The 13726-nt window shown below is 68.9% G+C and carries 17 protein-coding genes; 6 read left to right on the top strand and 11 right to left on the bottom strand.

Annotated features, from left to right (window positions below):
- The first annotated feature begins 93 nt into the window (after nt 1-93).
- The 3 genes from F579_RS0108780 to F579_RS15355 all read left to right on the top strand — a co-directional run bounded on the left by F579_RS0108780 (nt 94) and on the right by F579_RS15355 (nt 1230).
- Nucleotides 94-444: a hypothetical protein gene (locus F579_RS0108780; RefSeq protein WP_019023547.1), complete on the top strand. Its 351-nt coding sequence runs from the start codon at nt 94-96 to the stop codon at nt 442-444.
- A 16-nt stretch (nt 445-460) separates the two neighbouring features.
- Nucleotides 461-973: a peptidylprolyl isomerase gene (locus tag F579_RS0108775; RefSeq protein WP_019023548.1), complete on the top strand. Its 513-nt coding sequence runs from the start codon at nt 461-463 to the stop codon at nt 971-973.
- A 92-nt stretch (nt 974-1065) separates the two neighbouring features.
- Nucleotides 1066-1230 (top strand): hypothetical protein, encoded by a 165-nt coding sequence (locus F579_RS15355; protein ID WP_018139797.1) that lies wholly within the window; start codon nt 1066-1068, stop codon nt 1228-1230.
- A gap of 141 nt (nt 1231-1371) precedes the next feature.
- On the opposite strand, the gene F579_RS0108765 is transcribed toward F579_RS15355, so the two are convergent.
- Nucleotides 1372-2799, bottom strand: coding sequence for an AmpG family muropeptide MFS transporter (locus F579_RS0108765; protein ID WP_019023549.1), 1428 nt, complete (start codon nt 2797-2799; stop codon nt 1372-1374).
- Nucleotides 2800-2820: 21 nt separating this feature from the next.
- Nucleotides 2821-3594, bottom strand: coding sequence for an exodeoxyribonuclease III (locus F579_RS0108760; RefSeq protein ID WP_019025608.1), 774 nt, complete (start codon nt 3592-3594; stop codon nt 2821-2823).
- A gap of 103 nt (nt 3595-3697) precedes the next feature.
- On the opposite strand from F579_RS0108760, the gene pyrE reads away from it, so the two are divergent.
- Nucleotides 3698-4333, top strand: coding sequence for an orotate phosphoribosyltransferase (gene pyrE, locus F579_RS0108755; protein WP_019023551.1), 636 nt, complete (start codon nt 3698-3700; stop codon nt 4331-4333).
- A 5-nt stretch (nt 4334-4338) separates the two neighbouring features.
- Here pyrE and F579_RS0108750 read toward each other — a convergent pair whose 3' ends face one another.
- From F579_RS0108750 to F579_RS0108740, 3 genes are all read right to left on the bottom strand, one after another.
- Nucleotides 4339-5358, bottom strand: coding sequence for a LysM peptidoglycan-binding domain-containing protein (locus tag F579_RS0108750; RefSeq protein WP_051076684.1), 1020 nt, complete (start codon nt 5356-5358; stop codon nt 4339-4341).
- 2 nt (nt 5359-5360) lie between these two features.
- Nucleotides 5361-6191 carry a PP2C family serine/threonine-protein phosphatase gene (locus F579_RS0108745; RefSeq protein WP_019023553.1) on the bottom strand — a complete coding sequence of 277 codons (831 nt, stop codon included), beginning with the start codon at nt 6189-6191 and terminating at the stop codon, nt 5361-5363.
- A 72-nt stretch (nt 6192-6263) separates the two neighbouring features.
- Entirely contained in the window at nt 6264-7214 is a 951-nt protein-coding gene (locus F579_RS0108740; protein ID WP_019023554.1) for a PDC sensor domain-containing protein, read from the bottom strand.
- Nucleotides 7215-7350: 136 nt separating this feature from the next.
- Here F579_RS0108740 and F579_RS0108735 point away from each other — a divergent pair, with 136 nt between their 5' ends.
- Nucleotides 7351-7854, top strand: a complete 504-nt coding sequence (locus F579_RS0108735) for a GNAT family N-acetyltransferase (protein WP_019023555.1) — start codon at nt 7351-7353, stop codon at nt 7852-7854.
- Between the two features lie 18 nt (nt 7855-7872).
- Here the strand turns inward: F579_RS0108735 and F579_RS0108730 are convergent, their stop codons facing one another.
- The 6 genes from F579_RS0108730 to F579_RS0108705 form a co-directional block, all read right to left on the bottom strand.
- A complete protein-coding gene (locus F579_RS0108730; protein ID WP_019023556.1) occupies nt 7873-8085 on the bottom strand; it encodes a hypothetical protein in 213 nt (70 codons plus the stop codon).
- A 115-nt stretch (nt 8086-8200) separates the two neighbouring features.
- Nucleotides 8201-9205 (bottom strand): hydrogenase expression/formation protein HypE, encoded by a 1005-nt coding sequence (gene hypE, locus F579_RS0108725; protein ID WP_019023557.1) that lies wholly within the window; start codon nt 9203-9205, stop codon nt 8201-8203.
- Entirely contained in the window at nt 9202-10290 is a 1089-nt protein-coding gene (hypD, locus tag F579_RS0108720; RefSeq protein ID WP_019023558.1) for a hydrogenase formation protein HypD, read from the bottom strand. The genes hypE and hypD overlap by 4 nt, the downstream gene beginning before the upstream one ends.
- Nucleotides 10287-10541: a HypC/HybG/HupF family hydrogenase formation chaperone gene (locus F579_RS0108715; RefSeq protein ID WP_019023559.1), complete on the bottom strand. Its 255-nt coding sequence runs from the start codon at nt 10539-10541 to the stop codon at nt 10287-10289. Before F579_RS0108715 ends, hypD begins: the two co-directional genes overlap by 4 nt.
- A gap of 3 nt (nt 10542-10544) precedes the next feature.
- Nucleotides 10545-12860, bottom strand: coding sequence for a carbamoyltransferase HypF (gene hypF, locus F579_RS0108710; RefSeq protein WP_019023560.1), 2316 nt, complete (start codon nt 12858-12860; stop codon nt 10545-10547).
- Complete coding sequence (locus F579_RS0108705; RefSeq protein WP_018863238.1) at nt 12857-13117, bottom strand: hydrogenase maturation nickel metallochaperone HypA; 261 nt, start codon at nt 13115-13117, stop codon at nt 12857-12859. The genes hypF and F579_RS0108705 overlap by 4 nt, the downstream gene beginning before the upstream one ends.
- 201 nt (nt 13118-13318) lie before the next feature.
- Between F579_RS0108705 and F579_RS0108700 the strand changes: the two genes are divergently transcribed.
- Nucleotides 13319-13639: a hypothetical protein gene (locus tag F579_RS0108700; protein ID WP_019023561.1), complete on the top strand. Its 321-nt coding sequence runs from the start codon at nt 13319-13321 to the stop codon at nt 13637-13639.
- The last annotated feature ends 87 nt before the right edge of the window (nt 13640-13726 follow it).

Below are 13726 nucleotides of genomic sequence, written 5' to 3'. Positions count from 1 at the left end.
GCGTTCGCGCGTTGGTCTTCTCTTTCAACCGTCACCCCCGGGGGTTTCAACATGACCAGTGCAGCTGAAGCACAGCCAATGCCGGAGACCTCGATGAACATCATCGATCACTCCGACGAGGAGATCCTGGAGATCGCCCACCCCATGTGGAGCGATCTGATCAAGTACTCGAACAAGGGCCAGTACGGCAAGTTCGTCCGCCGGTTCTCCTACCACCTGCTGTTCGGCCTCAATGAAGTCGAGGTGGGCAAGCAATTCGCCCAGAGCGAGCTGACCCGCAACCTGAAGGAGGACTGGGATTACCTCGGCATCATTCGCCGCGGCGAACATGTCACGGTCCTGTATCGGGTGCGCAGCACGAAGAAAGAAGGCGAGTGGCTCGGCCGCATGGTCCTTGGTTACGAGGAAGGCGAAGTGCGAATCTTCGGTGCGTCCATTTTCTAAGACAGCGGGACTTTGAATGACAGATGTAATCAAGGACAACAAGTACGTTGAGCTGAACTATCAGGTCATCGACGAGAAATCCGGCCAGGTCCTGACCGAAGTGGAGTTCCCGCTGGGCTATGTGCACGGCGTCAATGAGGTCCTGTCACCCAAGGTAATGGGCGAGCTTGAGGGCAAGGCGCAGGGCGAGACCATCGAGGTCCCCATCGATTGCAATGCGCTGTACGGCCCGCGCGACGAGTCCCTGGTGATCACGGAAGCGATCGAAAACGTGCCGGAGGAGTACCGCGAAGTCGGTACGGCGATCCTGATGGAAAACGATCGCGGCCAGACCAAGAATTTTCTGGTTACGCGGCTCGACGACAAGACGATCACCATCGATGGCAATAACCCGCTGTGTGGTCGGCAGGTGATTTTCAAACTGAATGTGTTGTTGGTGCGTGATGCCACTGCGGACGAAATCGAGCATGGTGGCAAGGTGGAGTCGGGCCCGGAAATCGACAGCGGACGAACGGTGCCCATCGAGTGATGGAGCCGGTCCAGCCGGCCTTTCAGTATGTCTGGGGAGCGAGACCAGTATCTCCCATCCCCTCTTTTTCATCGAAGCGAGGTGAATGAACCATGAGCCAGGATACCGAGAAGAAACACCCGCAGGTCCCGGACGGCAAGTCCCGTTACCTGGTGACCCGCCAGATGCCGCCCAACGAAAAGGGCTTCGTCGGTTACGAGACGATCTGGGAGTCTTTCCAGAAAGAGGCGGAGTACCAGACGCCGAAGCGCCCCTGAAGCCGGGAGTAGTCGATAGCCGCCCCTTCGATACCGGGGGCGCTGCCCTGCCGTCCGCTTGCGATCGTCATCGCCGGCGGACGTTTTTGTTTTGGTAGGCCCCGGACGGACGGGCCGACGTTCGGAACCCGGGCCCGCCTCTTACGAGGGGGCGCGTTCCGGTCCCTCCGGCGGCGCCTGCAACTCCGACGGTCGGCCCGGCTGGGCCATGCGATCCGGATTGGCCCAGCGCATCAGTGCGAGCGCCAGCAGGATGGTGGGAATGCCAATGAGCGCCGAGCTGACAAAGAACCAGAACCAGCCCAAGTGCTCGGCGAACACACCGGTAAATCCGGCCAGGAACTGACCCGGGAGGGTCATGATCGAGCTGAACAGGGCGTACTGGGTCGCGGTATAGGCCGAGTTGGTCAGGCTGGAGAGATAGGCGATGAACACCGAGATTGCCATCCCGCCAGAGAGGTTGTCGGCCATGATCGCGAACACCAGGCCGTAGATTTCCGGGCCCAGGGTCGCCAGCCAGGAGAAAGTCAGGTTGGTGGCCGGCGCCAGGATGGCGGTGGCGATCAGCATGCGCATGATCCCGAATCGCACGACCAGCAGTCCGCCCAGTGCGGCCCCCGTCAGCGTCATTGCCAGGCCGAACGCCGCAGCGATGTTGGCGATCTCGTCCTTGGTGAAGCCCAGGTCGAGATAGAACGGATTGGCCATCACGCCCATAAAGATGTCGCTGATGCGGAAGATCGCGATGAACGCGATCACTACCAGCGCAACACGCCCGAAGCGCTGCCAGAAATCCACGAACGGACACACCACCGCGCCGATGAGCCAGGCTTTGAAGTCGCGCCAGAGCCCGGTGTCGGAGGTGTTGTTGATGTAATGCACCACGCGCTCTTCCAGTTGCGCGGTCTTCGTGTCGCGCGGCGCGACCTCTGGCTCGCGCACGATCAGGGTGCAGATCACCCCGACCAGCATTAGTGCCGCCATCGCCATGTAGGACAGGCTCCAGCTGCCGGCGGCCGCAATATGCAGGGCCCCCGCTCCGGCCGTCAGCAATGCCACGCGATAGCCGAAGACATAGGCGGCCGCCATGGCGCCCTGGCGCTCCTGGCTGACTGCCTCGATGCGGTAGGCATCAATCGCGATGTCCTGAGTCGCGGCGCCAAAGGCCGTGAGCACGGCCCAGACCGCGACCAGCCAGAGCTGTTCGGTGGGATCGGTAAAGGCAATCCCGAACAGCCCCAGCATGATGGTCGCCTGCGCCGCCAGCATCCAGGCGCGCCGCCGCCCGAAGATCCGGGTCAGCAGCGGCAGCCGCATCCGGTCTACGATCGGGGCCCACAGCACCTTGATGCTGTAGGCCATGCCCACCCAGGAGAGGAACCCAATCGAGGCCAGTTCGACACCGAGGTCGCGCAGCCAGGCGGTGAAGGTGCCGCCTGTCAGCAGTAGCGGAAGCCCGGCGGCAAAGCCAAGGAACAGCATGCCCACCACCCGTGGGTGGCGGTAGACGGCCAGTGCCTCGCGCCAGTCGCGGTTCGGCCGATTCTGCGACTCGGCAGCCGTGCTCACGAAGTTGCCCGCAGATGACGATCAGGGGGTGTAGTCATAGTCGATCCAGAACGGGGCGTGATCGGAGTAGCGGTCGTCAGTATGGATGTACGGGTCCCGCGCGGTTTCTGCGATGCCGGGGGTGGCGATCTGGTAATCGATGCGCCAGCCCACGTTCTTCGCCCAGGCCTGGCCGCGATTGGACCACCAGGTGTACTGCTCGGGGCGGTCGTCCAGTCGCCGGAAGACATCCACCATCCCGATCTCGTCGAACAGGTGATCCAGCCAGGCGCGCTCCTCGGGGAGGAAGCCGGAGTTCTTCTGATTGGATTTCCAGTTGCGCAGGTCGATCTCCTTGTGGGCGATGTTCCAGTCGCCGCAGATCACCCACTCGCGCCCGTCCTGCATGCGCTCTGCCAGCCACGGCCGGAAAAAGTCCAGAAACCGCCACTTGGACTCCTGCCGGTGGTCCCCCGAGGAACCCGAGGGCAGGTAGAGCGACACCACGGACAGGTCCCCGAAGCGCATCTCCACGTAGCGGCCCTCGTTGTCCGCCTCCTCGAAGCCAATGCGCGCGATCACCTCGTCCGGCTGACGCCGGCTGTACAGGGCCACGCCACTGTAGCCGGGCTTTACCGCATCCACATAGGCGCAGTGGTAGCCGGGGGGGTGGAAAGGCTCGCCCTGAATCTGGTGAATCTGGGCCTTGGTCTCCTGGATGCAGACCACGTCGGCCGCGGTCGTCGGGAGCCAGTCGAAGAAGCCCTTGCGGGCGGCGGCACGGATGCCATTGGCGTTCATCGAGAGTATGCGCATGGCCGGGAACGATACCGGCGCGCGCGTGTACAGGAAAGGGCTGGCGTGATGAATCCCGCCACGCTTGTGTCAGAATACGGCGTTTTCCGACCGGAGCCCCGCGATGACCGCCCATGCCTTTCTCGACTATGCCCTGGAACGCGACGTCCTGCGCTTTGGCGAGTTCACACTGAAGTCGGGGCGGGTAAGCCCGTATTTCTTCAATGCCGGCCTGTTCAACCGGGGCTCCGATCTCGTGCGCCTGGGCGAATTCTACGCGCAGGCCATCGTCGATTCCGGCGTCGCCTTCGACCTGGTCTTTGGCCCGGCATACAAGGGCATCCCCTTGGCCGCGGCCGTAACCGAGGCGCTGTACCGCGACCACGACATGGATCGCCCCTGGGCCTTCAACCGCAAGGAGGCCAAGGATCACGGAGAGGGCGGCAACATCGTGGGTGCGCCGCTGGCCGGGCGCGTGCTGATCGTGGACGACGTGATCACCGCCGGCACTGCCATCCGTGAATCGGTGGAGCTGATCCGTGCGGCGGGCGCCACGCCGGTGGCGGTGGCTATTGCCCTGGATCGCGAAGAGCGCGGCCGCGGCGAGCGTTCGGCAATCCAGGAGGTCGAGGACGAGCTGGGCCTGGAGGTCGTGCGCGTGGCTCGGCTGGGGGACCTGGTGCAGATGCTGGAACAGACCGGCCGCGCCCCCGAGCACCTTGAGGCGCTGCGCGCCTACCGCGCCGAATACGGGGTCTGACCGGCTCAGGAGGCGCCTTCTTCCGAGCGTCCCAGCCGTTCCAGGCGGCGCTGCAGTTCCAGGGCCCGCAGGCGGTATCCGCGTGCGGCCTCGAACTCGGGATCCAGCTCCAGCGCCTTGTCCCACAGGGCGATCGCCTCTTCCAGGTCCTGGTTGCGGTAGCGCTGGATGGCCGCCGCATGCAGCTCTTCCTTGCGCTGTTCGCGCAATTCCTCACGCGCTTCCCGGGCCGCATCGTGCCCGGAGTCGGCCTCCAGCGCCCGGTCATAGGCGGCGAGTGCGGCCTCGGGGTCACCCGCATCGCGCGCCGCGTGCCCGCGCTGCTCCCAGTAGCGGCCGTCCACTGCGCGTTCCAGCTCGTCGAGTCGTTGCCCCCGAAGGCCATTGCCGGTCTGCGCACGCGCCTGCCGGACCCCATCGCGCGCCTCTCCGTAACGACCCGCCTCCAGGTCAGCCTCGATCGCGCGCAGATAGGCCTCTTCGTCGTCCTGTCCGCCCAGGGCGGCCAGTTGGTCTTCGAGTCCCTCCGCATTGGCGGCCGGCGCCTCGCGCGCGGCGCTCTGCGGTATCCGCAGGCGCTGGCCGACCAGTAACCGCGACGGGCGCTCGATGTCGTTGTAACGCGCGAGGATCAGGAAGCGATTGGCATCACCCAGGTACTGCCGGGCCAGCTGACCCAGTGTCTCGCCCGGCTCCACCGTGTGCGAGAAATAGGCCGAGCCCAGTTCCTCGCGCGGGTCCGCATCCAGCTGCGCGCGCAGGCTGCGCGCGACCCGGTGACCGGGTTCGCCCTTCAGGAATCGGTCCAGGGCTGGGTCTGCCCGTTCGATGTCCCCTTCCTGCAGGGCCTCGATGATTTCCGCGATGGTCAGGTCTTCCGCAGGCGCGGGGCCGCCGTCTGCAGCGGCTTCTTCTGACACCTCGGGCGCCTCGGTGGCCGGTTCGTCTTCATCGACGCCCAGCACCGCGCAGCCGGTCAGCAGGGCGACGAGGGGCAATGCTGCCCCTACAACAAGGCGCGTCATGTTCAGTCCAGAGGCCAGAAGAGGATTGCAAGGACGGCGAGCAGGAGCAGGGCCCCCAGCAGTAGCGGCCGGATGGCGGCACGCAGGTGGCGCCGATCCGGGCCGGTCATGGCCTGTGCACGCCAGGCGGCGATGGCCACATTGTCGCCATGCGCGCCGCCGCGCTGTGCTGCGCAGGCGGCCGCCTGCGTACAGGCGGCCCGAAGATCCGGCTGACTCATCCATCGAGCACTTTCCTCGGGGCCCCGCTGTTCCCAGTACCCATCGGAGCACAGCAGGAAGCGACTATCGGGCGTCAGCGAGGCCTCGCCATGGTCCACCCGTATTGGGTCGACCACGCCCAGGGCCTGCAGGAGCTGATTTTGTTCCGGGTGGGTTGCCATGTCCTCTTCGCGAATCTCGCCGGCATCCACCAGCGCCTGCACCCGGGTGTGGTCCCGCGTGCGGGTGATCAGGTGCTCCCCCTCGAAGTGATACAGACGGCTGTCGCCGCAGTGGGCCCACCAGGCCCGCTCCGGCCCGACATACAGCGCGACCAGCGTGGTCCCGGATTGTTCACCGGGTGCCGAGCCGGGGTTGTACAGGGCGGCCTGGGTCTCGTGAAAGAGGCGCTTCAGGAGTGTCGCCGGGTCCTGCGGGCGACCGTCGCAGTCGTTCCACAGGCGCTCGGCGGTGGCGATGGCCATCCGGGCTGCCTGAGCGCCGTCCGCGTGCCCGCCCATGCCGTCCGCGACGACCAGCAACGCGCAGCGGGCATCCGGGCAGGCCCATACGCCGACTGCGTCCTGCTGCTCGCGCCGCCCGCCGATCTCCTTGGCTACTGCGGTATCCATCCCCTGTCCCCGCGCCTGGATCCGAGCCCATCATGGCCCAGGCGGCGGGTCGCTGTCAGCGCGCGAGGCCGTTTACCCGGTGGCGCCGATCCAGAAGTCGATGGAGCGGCCGAGGAAGTCGTCCCAGGTCATGTAGTGGGAGCCGTCGCAGGAGAAGGTCAGGCTGACCATGCCGTTGAACAGGTTCACCGAGGCCGAGCGCAGGTAGATGGTCTCGTCGGCAAAGCGCAGGGCCTTGAGCCCTTCGAGCACGCGGCCCACAGCCTCTTTCGGGATCAGGGCTTCCTCCGGGTAGGGCTCGTGGGGGAAGGCGAGGCAGACATCGGGGTCGGCCAGGGATTCGTGGGTCAGGATGCGGTAGCGGTAGGGGTCCTCGGTGGTCCAGAGCGTCGCCCGCGAGCTGGAGAAATGGAACACGCCCTGGAATACGCCGCGCTCAGTGAACAGTTCTTCCAGGATGGCCAGCGCGGTGTCGATGTGCTGGTCCATCAGGCTTTCGGTGCGGCTCTGCAGGAACAGCGTTCCGCGGATGGACGGGTCGCCCTTGATCTGGCGCCATTCGTTCGGTTCTTCGTAGAGATCCTCCGACAGGTCCGGCAGATTGCGCAGGTCGAAGTCCGCGCCGAGGAACCCGAGTGCCGTGCCGTTCTCGTCGCGCACCAGTTGTAGCGAGGTGAGCGAAGGGCGGCGTCCGAGCAGGCTGATGTAGGCCTCCGACAGCAGGAAGCCCTCGGCTGGCACCGCCTCCTTCATGTAGGGGCGCTGCGAGCGGTCGCGACCGAAGTGCTCCGGCAGCACGCCGCTGCGCGAGATGTTGTCGGATAGCTGGATGCCCTCGGTGTTCAGGGCATAGACAAACGTGGCTTCCGGGATCTGCCGGATCGCCTCTTCCAGGATCGAATCCAGTGCCTCGCGTCGCGGCCAGGCCTTGCTTATACGGGCTGCGATTTCGGCCAGCGGCTCCTGTAGCCGGGCTTCCAGATATTCGCGCTGGTGCTCGATGGCTTTTTTCAGTTCCGTCATGGTGCGCTGTCGTCTCTTTTCGGTGCGGCGTGATTATCTCTGATCGCACATGTCGCTGTCGTGAAGCCCTCGGCATGGGGCACTCCTGACCCCTCTCGTGGTCCCAGCAGGAACCGTGCCGAATAAGGGGTGTCCGATGGCCGCCAGCGTTGTCCAGAGTTCGGGCCTGCGCCCCGCCTGCCGAGAGGACCTGGGGGCGATCAATCAGCTGGTCGCCGAGGCGATCGAGGACTGGCCCTTGCCGGAGCGGGTACGCCGCCTGGCACTGCCGGCCTGTCGCTACACCGAGGCCGATCTGATGTTCCTGGACGCCGTCGTGCGGGAGGAGGCCGAACAGGTGGTCGGTGTGGCGACCTGGGAGTCCGCCGAGGCGCGGGAGCTGCCCGACGGAGCGGTCACGGGCCTGCTGCTGCACGGGCTGTACGTGGCCCGCACCGCCCGTGGTACGGGTGTCGGACGGCAACTGGTAGTGGCCTGCCAGGAGGCCGCCCGCGCTGCGGATGTCGACGGGGTGCTGGTCAAGGCGCAGACGTCGGCGGCCGGCTTTTTCGCCCGGGTCGGCTTCCAGTCGGTGCCGGTACGCGACCGGGACCGGGACTTCGAGCAGCGCTACTGGTGTCCGATTGCGGCCGATGCATGAACGCGCAGGGCGCCCGGATCAGTCCCGGCGGTCGTCACGGCTTCGGCGGCGCAGCCACCAGCCGACAATGCCCCCGCCGACCACAGCGAGCAGTACCAGTCCTGCCACATGTTCCGGGGCGCTCAGGTAGTGCAGCAGCGAGAAGCCGTCGCCATGGCCGTGCCCCGGGTGGGCGAGGGCGGGGCTGCTGGCGAGCGCGAGGACCGCAGGAATCAATGGGCGCATCGACATCGTGGGTTCCTCCTGACTGAAGCGTGAGTTTCACCATAACGCCCGTCGGGCGCCGCCGTCATGCCCGTCATCCCGTATCTCCGTCAGCACTCCATCGGGCCGTTTCCGCGGTCCCTCAGCAGATGCGGGGCAACTGCTCGCCGGCCGGCAGGATCACGCGGCGGTCCACGCCGGTCGCCAGGCGTCGGATGACCGCGGGCTCGCCCGCCTCGGCCTGGCCGATCGCGACGGCGCCGGCCGTCTCCGATCGTGACCGCAGCACGCTCAGGGCATGTTCGGCCGCGGGTTCCGGTACGGCGGCCAGAAAGCGGCCCTCCGAGGCGCTGTGCAGCGGGTCCAGCCCGAGCATCTCGCAGGCCCCGCGCACGTCCGCGCGCACCGGGATGGCCGCATCGTCCAGCACCAGGCGGCAGCCTGAGGCATCCGCAAGTTCCTGCAGCGCGGCCACCGTGCCGCCGCGGGTCGGGTCGCGCAGCGCATGCACGGGCACGTCGGCCGCCAGCAGCGCGGCCACCGCCCCAGCGACCGACGCGCTGTCGCTGGGGGTCGGTGGGTCCAGCCCCAGACCCTCGCGCGCGGCCAGGATGGCGACGCCATGTCGGCCCAGGTCACCGCTGGCCAGCAGCACGTCACCGGGCCGGATCGCGTCCGGTGCGATCCGCACCCCCTCCGGCACGATGCCCACCCCGCTGGTGTTGAGGTAGGCCCCGTCGCCGCGCCCGGCCTCGACCACCTTGGTATCGCCGGCCACCACCTGCACACCACATTCTTCGGCAGCCGCGCTTACGGAGGCGAGGATGCGCCGCAGATCCTCCAGCGGGAGCCCCTCCTCGAGGATCAGCCCCAGCGTCAGCCACAGCGGCCGCGCCCCGGCCATCGCCAGGTCGTTGATCGTGCCGTGTACCGCGAGGCGGCCGATGTCGCCGCCCGGGAAGAACAGGGGCCGCACCACGAAGCTGTCGGTGGTCAGGGCCAGGCGCCCGCCCGGTGCGTCGAGCACGGCCGCATCGGGGGCGCCGCGGGCCGGGGTGCCCAGTGCCGGCAGGATCACCTCGTCCAGCAGCTTCGCCTGCAGCCGGCCCCCGCCGCCATGCGCGAGGCGGACCACCTCCGTGGTCATGCCCCGCCCCGGTAGTGCAGATAGGCGGCACAGGCCCCCTCGGAGGACACCATCGGCGCGCCCAGCGGAGTGTCCGGGGTGCACTCGCGGCCGAAGGCGGGGCAATCGGTCGGTCGGCGCAGCCCGCGCAGCACCTCGCCGGCGATGCAGGGCCCGTCCGCACCGGTCGCGGGGGCGGTGATCCCGAAACGCGCGACGGCATCGAAGCGGGCGTAGGCCGGGCGCAGGCCCAGCCCGCTGGCGGGCAGGCGGCCCATGCCGCGCCAGTCACGTTCCACCGGCTCGAACACGCGACTGACCGCATCGCGCGCGGCGGCATTGCCGTCGTCGCGGGCGGCCCGGTCATAGCGGTTCTCGACCCGGGCCTCGCCGCGTTCCAGCTGCTCCACACAGGCCCGGATCCCGGCCAGCAGGTCCACCGGCTCGAAGCCCGTCACCACGATGGGCACCCGGAAATGCTCGGCGATCGCCTGATAGGCCGCCGCCCCCTCCACGGTGCAGACATGCCCGGCGGCCAGAAAGCCCTGGATGCGGTGGGCCGGGTCCGTCAGCAGGGCCTCCATCGCCGGCGGCACCAGCGAGTGCGAGACCAGCAGCGACAGGTTGGACAGCCCCAGGGCCTCGGCCTGCAGTACCGTGATCGCGGCGGCCGGGGCGGTGGTCTCGAAGCCCACCGCCAGCAGCACCACCTCGCGCTGCGGGTGTTCGCGCGCCAGCGCGACCGCATCCAGCGGCGAGTAGATCACGCGCACATCCCCGCCGGCCGCGCGCGCGGCGTTCAGGTCGCCCAGCGCGCCGGGTACGCGCAGCATGTCGCCGAAGGTGCACAGCATCACCTCCGGGCGGCGGGTCAGCAGTACGGCCTGGTCCAGGGTCTCGGTCGGGGTCACACAGACCGGGCAGCCGGGGCCGTGGAGCAGCTCGACCGCGTCCGCCAGTAGATCGTCCAGCCCGTGGCGCAGGATCGCGTGGGTCTGGCCGCCGCAGACCTCCATCAGCGTCCAGCGCCGGGTGCAGGCCGCGCGAATCGCCTCCGCCTGCTGCAGGATCAGCGCCGGGTCGCGGTATTCGTCCAGGTGCCTCACGGGCCCTCCGGGGCGGGCGGCGCGTGCTCGGGGATCGCGCGCAGCGCCGCCAGGGTACGCTCGGCCGCGGCCTCGTCGATGGTGGCGATCGCGATGCCGGCATGCACCAGCACGTAGTCGCCGGGCCCGGCCTCCGGGGTGCAGGCGAGCGACACCGTGCGCGCCACGCCACCGAAGCGGACCCGCGCCTGGCGGAACAGCGGGTCGTCGCCCTCCACCGTGTCGATAAGGCCGGGGATCGCAAGGCACATGGGTCAGTCTCCTTCTTCCGGTCGGGCCGGGTGCGCGGCGCGGCGTGCGAGCACCGCCTGGCCCAGCGCCAGTCCGCCATCGTTGGGCGGAACGGCCCGTGGCCACAGCGGGTGAAAGCCGGCGTCCCGCAGGGCCGCCACGCAGCATTGCAGTAGATGCCGATTCTGGAAGCATCCGCCGGTCAATGCCACGGTCTCGCGTTTGCTCGCCCGTGCGGCGGCCACCGCGAACCGCGCCAGTGCGATATGCAGCCTTGCGGCAATCGCCCCGGGGGCGGCACCGCCCGCCTGCGCCGCCAGCAGGGCGGCGATCAGCGGGCCCCAGTCCGCCTGCCAGGGCATCGCGTTCTCCAGCTCGAGATCCGGGGCATCCACCACGCCCGGCGCGGCCTCCGCCGCCTGCTGCACCAGCATCGCGGCCTGCCCCTCGAAGCCGGCACCGGTGCGCAGCCCGGTCAGGGCGGCCACCGCATCGAACAGACGCCCGACGCTGCTGGTCCAGGGCGCGTTGACGCCGCGATCCAGGACGCGGAGCAGCGCTGGCCACTCGGCATCGTCGAACAAGGCCCGCGCCGGACTGGCCGCCAGGGCCGCCGTATCGCTCGCGAAGTGCGCATGCAGCAGCCCCAGCAGTGCGCGGCGCGGCTCGCGGATTGCGGCCTCGCCCCCCGGCAGTCGGAACGGGCGCAGATGGCCTAGGCGCTGCCAGTCGCCATTGGCGGCCACGGTCAGGCACTCGCCCCCCCAGAGCGTCCCGTCCGTGCCCAGCCCCGCACCGTCCCAGACCAGCGCCAGGGCCGAGGCCTGCACTCCCTGCTCGGCCAGACAGGCCGCGGCATGGGCGTGGTGGTGCTGCACGGGGAAGACCGGCACGCCCGCGCCCTCGGCCAGTGCCGTGGAGGCGTAGTCCGGGTGCCGGTCGCAGGCGACGTGTTCGATCTGCACGCCGCAGAGCCCGGCCAGCGCGCGGGCCTCGCTGTCGAGGCGGCGCAGGGCCGGATCGCTGTCGAGGTCGCCGACGTGGGCGCCGACCACGACCTCGCGGTTCAGGGCCAGCGCCGGTGCCGCCTTCAGGTGGCCGCCCAGCGCCAGCGTGACTGGGCCGGGCGCCGGCAGCGGGATGCGCAGGGGCATGGTTCCCCGCCCCAGGCGCAGACACTGCGGCTGCCCGGCCGCGATCTGGAACACGCTGTCGTCCAGCGGCCGCGCAATCGGCCGGTCGTGGTCGAGGATGGCATCCGCGATCACGCCCAGCCGGGCCACCGCTTCCTCGCCGTCGATACAAAGCGGCTCGCCACTGCGGTTGCCGGAGGTGCAGACCAGCGGGATCGCGAGCGCGTCCAGCAGCATCTGGTGCAGAGGCGTGGCCGCCCGCATCAGCCCGAGGCGGTTCAGCCCCGGGGCGATGTTCCCGGCCAGCGGCGCGCCAATCTTGCGATCCACCAGCACGATCGGGGCCTCCGGGCTGTCCAGCAGTGCCCGTTCCGCTTCGGATACATGGGCCAGACGGTCCAGCCAGCCGCCATCCGGCAGCAGCACCGCCAGCGGCTTTTCCGGGCGCTGCTTGCGCGCGCGCAGGCGGGCAACCGCGGACTCGCGGGTGGCGTCCGTCAGCAGCTGGAATCCGCCCGGGCCCTTCAGGGCCAGAATCTGCCCCTCGCGCAGGGTGGCCACGGCGGCATCCAGTGCCGCATCACCGGTGGCCTGTTCGGTACCGTCCGGCGCGCGCTGCACGAGCCGCGGCCCGCAGTCCGGGCAGGCCATCGCCTCGGCATGGAAGCGCCGATCCCCCGGGTTCTCGAACTCCGCCCGACAGGCCGGGCACAGCGGGAAGTCATGAAGGGTGGTGCCGGCACGATCCCAGGGCAGTGCCGTGGCAATGCTCCAGCGCGGGCCGCAGGCCGTGCAGGCGGTGAACGGGTAGCGGTAGCGCCGCGCCGTCGGGTCGCGGATCTCGGCCAGGCAGTCGGGACAGGGGGCGCGGTCCGCGGCCAGGGCCGGGGCACCGCCTCGGTTCGGCCCCGCGGTGACCCGGAAGCCCGCCGCGCCGGTGGGGCTTACGGGGCCGACGGAAATGCCATCGACGTGCGCGGCTGCCGGCGCCTCTTGCGCCAGCGCCGCGCGAAACGCATCCAGGCTGGCTGCGTCGCCCTCGGCCTCGATCACCACGCCCGCGGGCGTGTTGCCGACCGTGCCAGCCAGGGACAGACGCCGCGCCAGCGCCGCGACGAATGGGCGAAAACCCACGCCCTGCACCCGGCCGGTGACGACCAGGCGCCAGCGCTCCCGCGCCGGGCTAAGTGTCGCGGGCGTGTTCACGCCACGTCCAGGCTCCGCAGCAGGATCTGTTGCGCCTCGGGGTGGGTCTCGTCGTCGGAGGTTTCCACCTCCAGCTCGGCGCCCTCGGCCAGCGTGCCGCGGGTGCCATCCTCGAAGTGTTCGCGGAAGTGCTCCGGCGTGATGTGCGACAGCGCGCCCAGCCAGACCCGCACCCGGGTGACCCGCTCGGCGTTGTTATCCGCCGCCACCTGCTCGATCTTGCGCATCAGGTCGGCCATCAACGAAAACTCGTGCATCTCGACTCCTTGGATTGGGTGCGCCAGCGCAGTCGGTTTCAGTGCCCAGCTTCCTCCAACCCGGGAGTGCGCTCAACCGCACGGGCGCGGATGTTTTCCGGGCACTTGTATTCTCTGCCCCGCATGACGTCTCTGGTGCGGCTGACCGTCGTGCGCGAGGCTGTGCATTCAAACGACAGCCCCCTTTCGTCGGAGACGCCCATGCACATCCACCTCGATACCCCGGACCTGATGACCCGCGTGCGCCTCGAATCCCGCTGGCGTTCGGCCGGGGCCACGGTCACCAGTGGCGATGGGGCCGAGCGCCCCGATCTGGTGGCGATTGACCTGGCGGCCCGCGACGTGGCTACCGTGGCCACCTGGCGCGAACGCTGTCCGGATGCCGCCATCCTGGCCTTCGGTCCGCACGTGGAAGGCGCGATGCTCAAGGCCGCCCGCCAGGCGGGTGCCGACGAGGTCGTTGTGCGCGGCAAGGTAGCCGATCGCGTGAGCCGCCGAATCGAAGGCTCCGGGTCGTCCTAACGCGCCAGTATCCATTTCGACGAAGGACAGCGCGGGCGCCAGCGGCTTGGGGCGGTTGTGCCATGACCTGCGAGGCGTATGCTGGCC

This window comes from Thioalkalivibrio sp. ALJ21, assembly GCF_000378605.1.
In the GTDB taxonomy this organism is placed as follows: Bacteria; Pseudomonadota; Gammaproteobacteria; order Ectothiorhodospirales; family Ectothiorhodospiraceae; genus Thioalkalivibrio.
Note: the sequence above shows the minus strand (reverse complement) of the source record. Positions and strands in the feature narration are given on the sequence as shown.

Coding starts and splice junctions, on each gene's coding strand:
- F579_RS0108780 (WP_019023547.1), top strand. CDS start 94: ATGAACATCATCGATCACTCCGACGAGGAGATCCTGGAGATCGCCCAC.
- F579_RS0108775 (WP_019023548.1), top strand. CDS start 461: ATGACAGATGTAATCAAGGACAACAAGTACGTTGAGCTGAACTATCAG.
- F579_RS15355 (WP_018139797.1), top strand. CDS start 1,066: ATGAGCCAGGATACCGAGAAGAAACACCCGCAGGTCCCGGACGGCAAG.
- F579_RS0108760 (WP_019025608.1), bottom strand. CDS start 3,594: ATGCGCATACTCTCGATGAACGCCAATGGCATCCGTGCCGCCGCCCGC.
- pyrE (WP_019023551.1), top strand. CDS start 3,698: ATGACCGCCCATGCCTTTCTCGACTATGCCCTGGAACGCGACGTCCTG.
- F579_RS0108750 (WP_051076684.1), bottom strand. CDS start 5,358: ATGACGCGCCTTGTTGTAGGGGCAGCATTGCCCCTCGTCGCCCTGCTG.
- F579_RS0108745 (WP_019023553.1), bottom strand. CDS start 6,191: ATGGATACCGCAGTAGCCAAGGAGATCGGCGGGCGGCGCGAGCAGCAG.
- F579_RS0108740 (WP_019023554.1), bottom strand. CDS start 7,214: ATGACGGAACTGAAAAAAGCCATCGAGCACCAGCGCGAATATCTGGAA.
- F579_RS0108735 (WP_019023555.1), top strand. CDS start 7,351: ATGGCCGCCAGCGTTGTCCAGAGTTCGGGCCTGCGCCCCGCCTGCCGA.
- F579_RS0108730 (WP_019023556.1), bottom strand. CDS start 8,085: ATGTCGATGCGCCCATTGATTCCTGCGGTCCTCGCGCTCGCCAGCAGC.
- hypE (WP_019023557.1), bottom strand. CDS start 9,205: ATGACCACGGAGGTGGTCCGCCTCGCGCATGGCGGCGGGGGCCGGCTG.
- F579_RS0108715 (WP_019023559.1), bottom strand. CDS start 10,541: ATGTGCCTTGCGATCCCCGGCCTTATCGACACGGTGGAGGGCGACGAC.
- F579_RS0108705 (WP_018863238.1), bottom strand. CDS start 13,117: ATGCACGAGTTTTCGTTGATGGCCGACCTGATGCGCAAGATCGAGCAG.
- F579_RS0108700 (WP_019023561.1), top strand. CDS start 13,319: ATGCACATCCACCTCGATACCCCGGACCTGATGACCCGCGTGCGCCTC.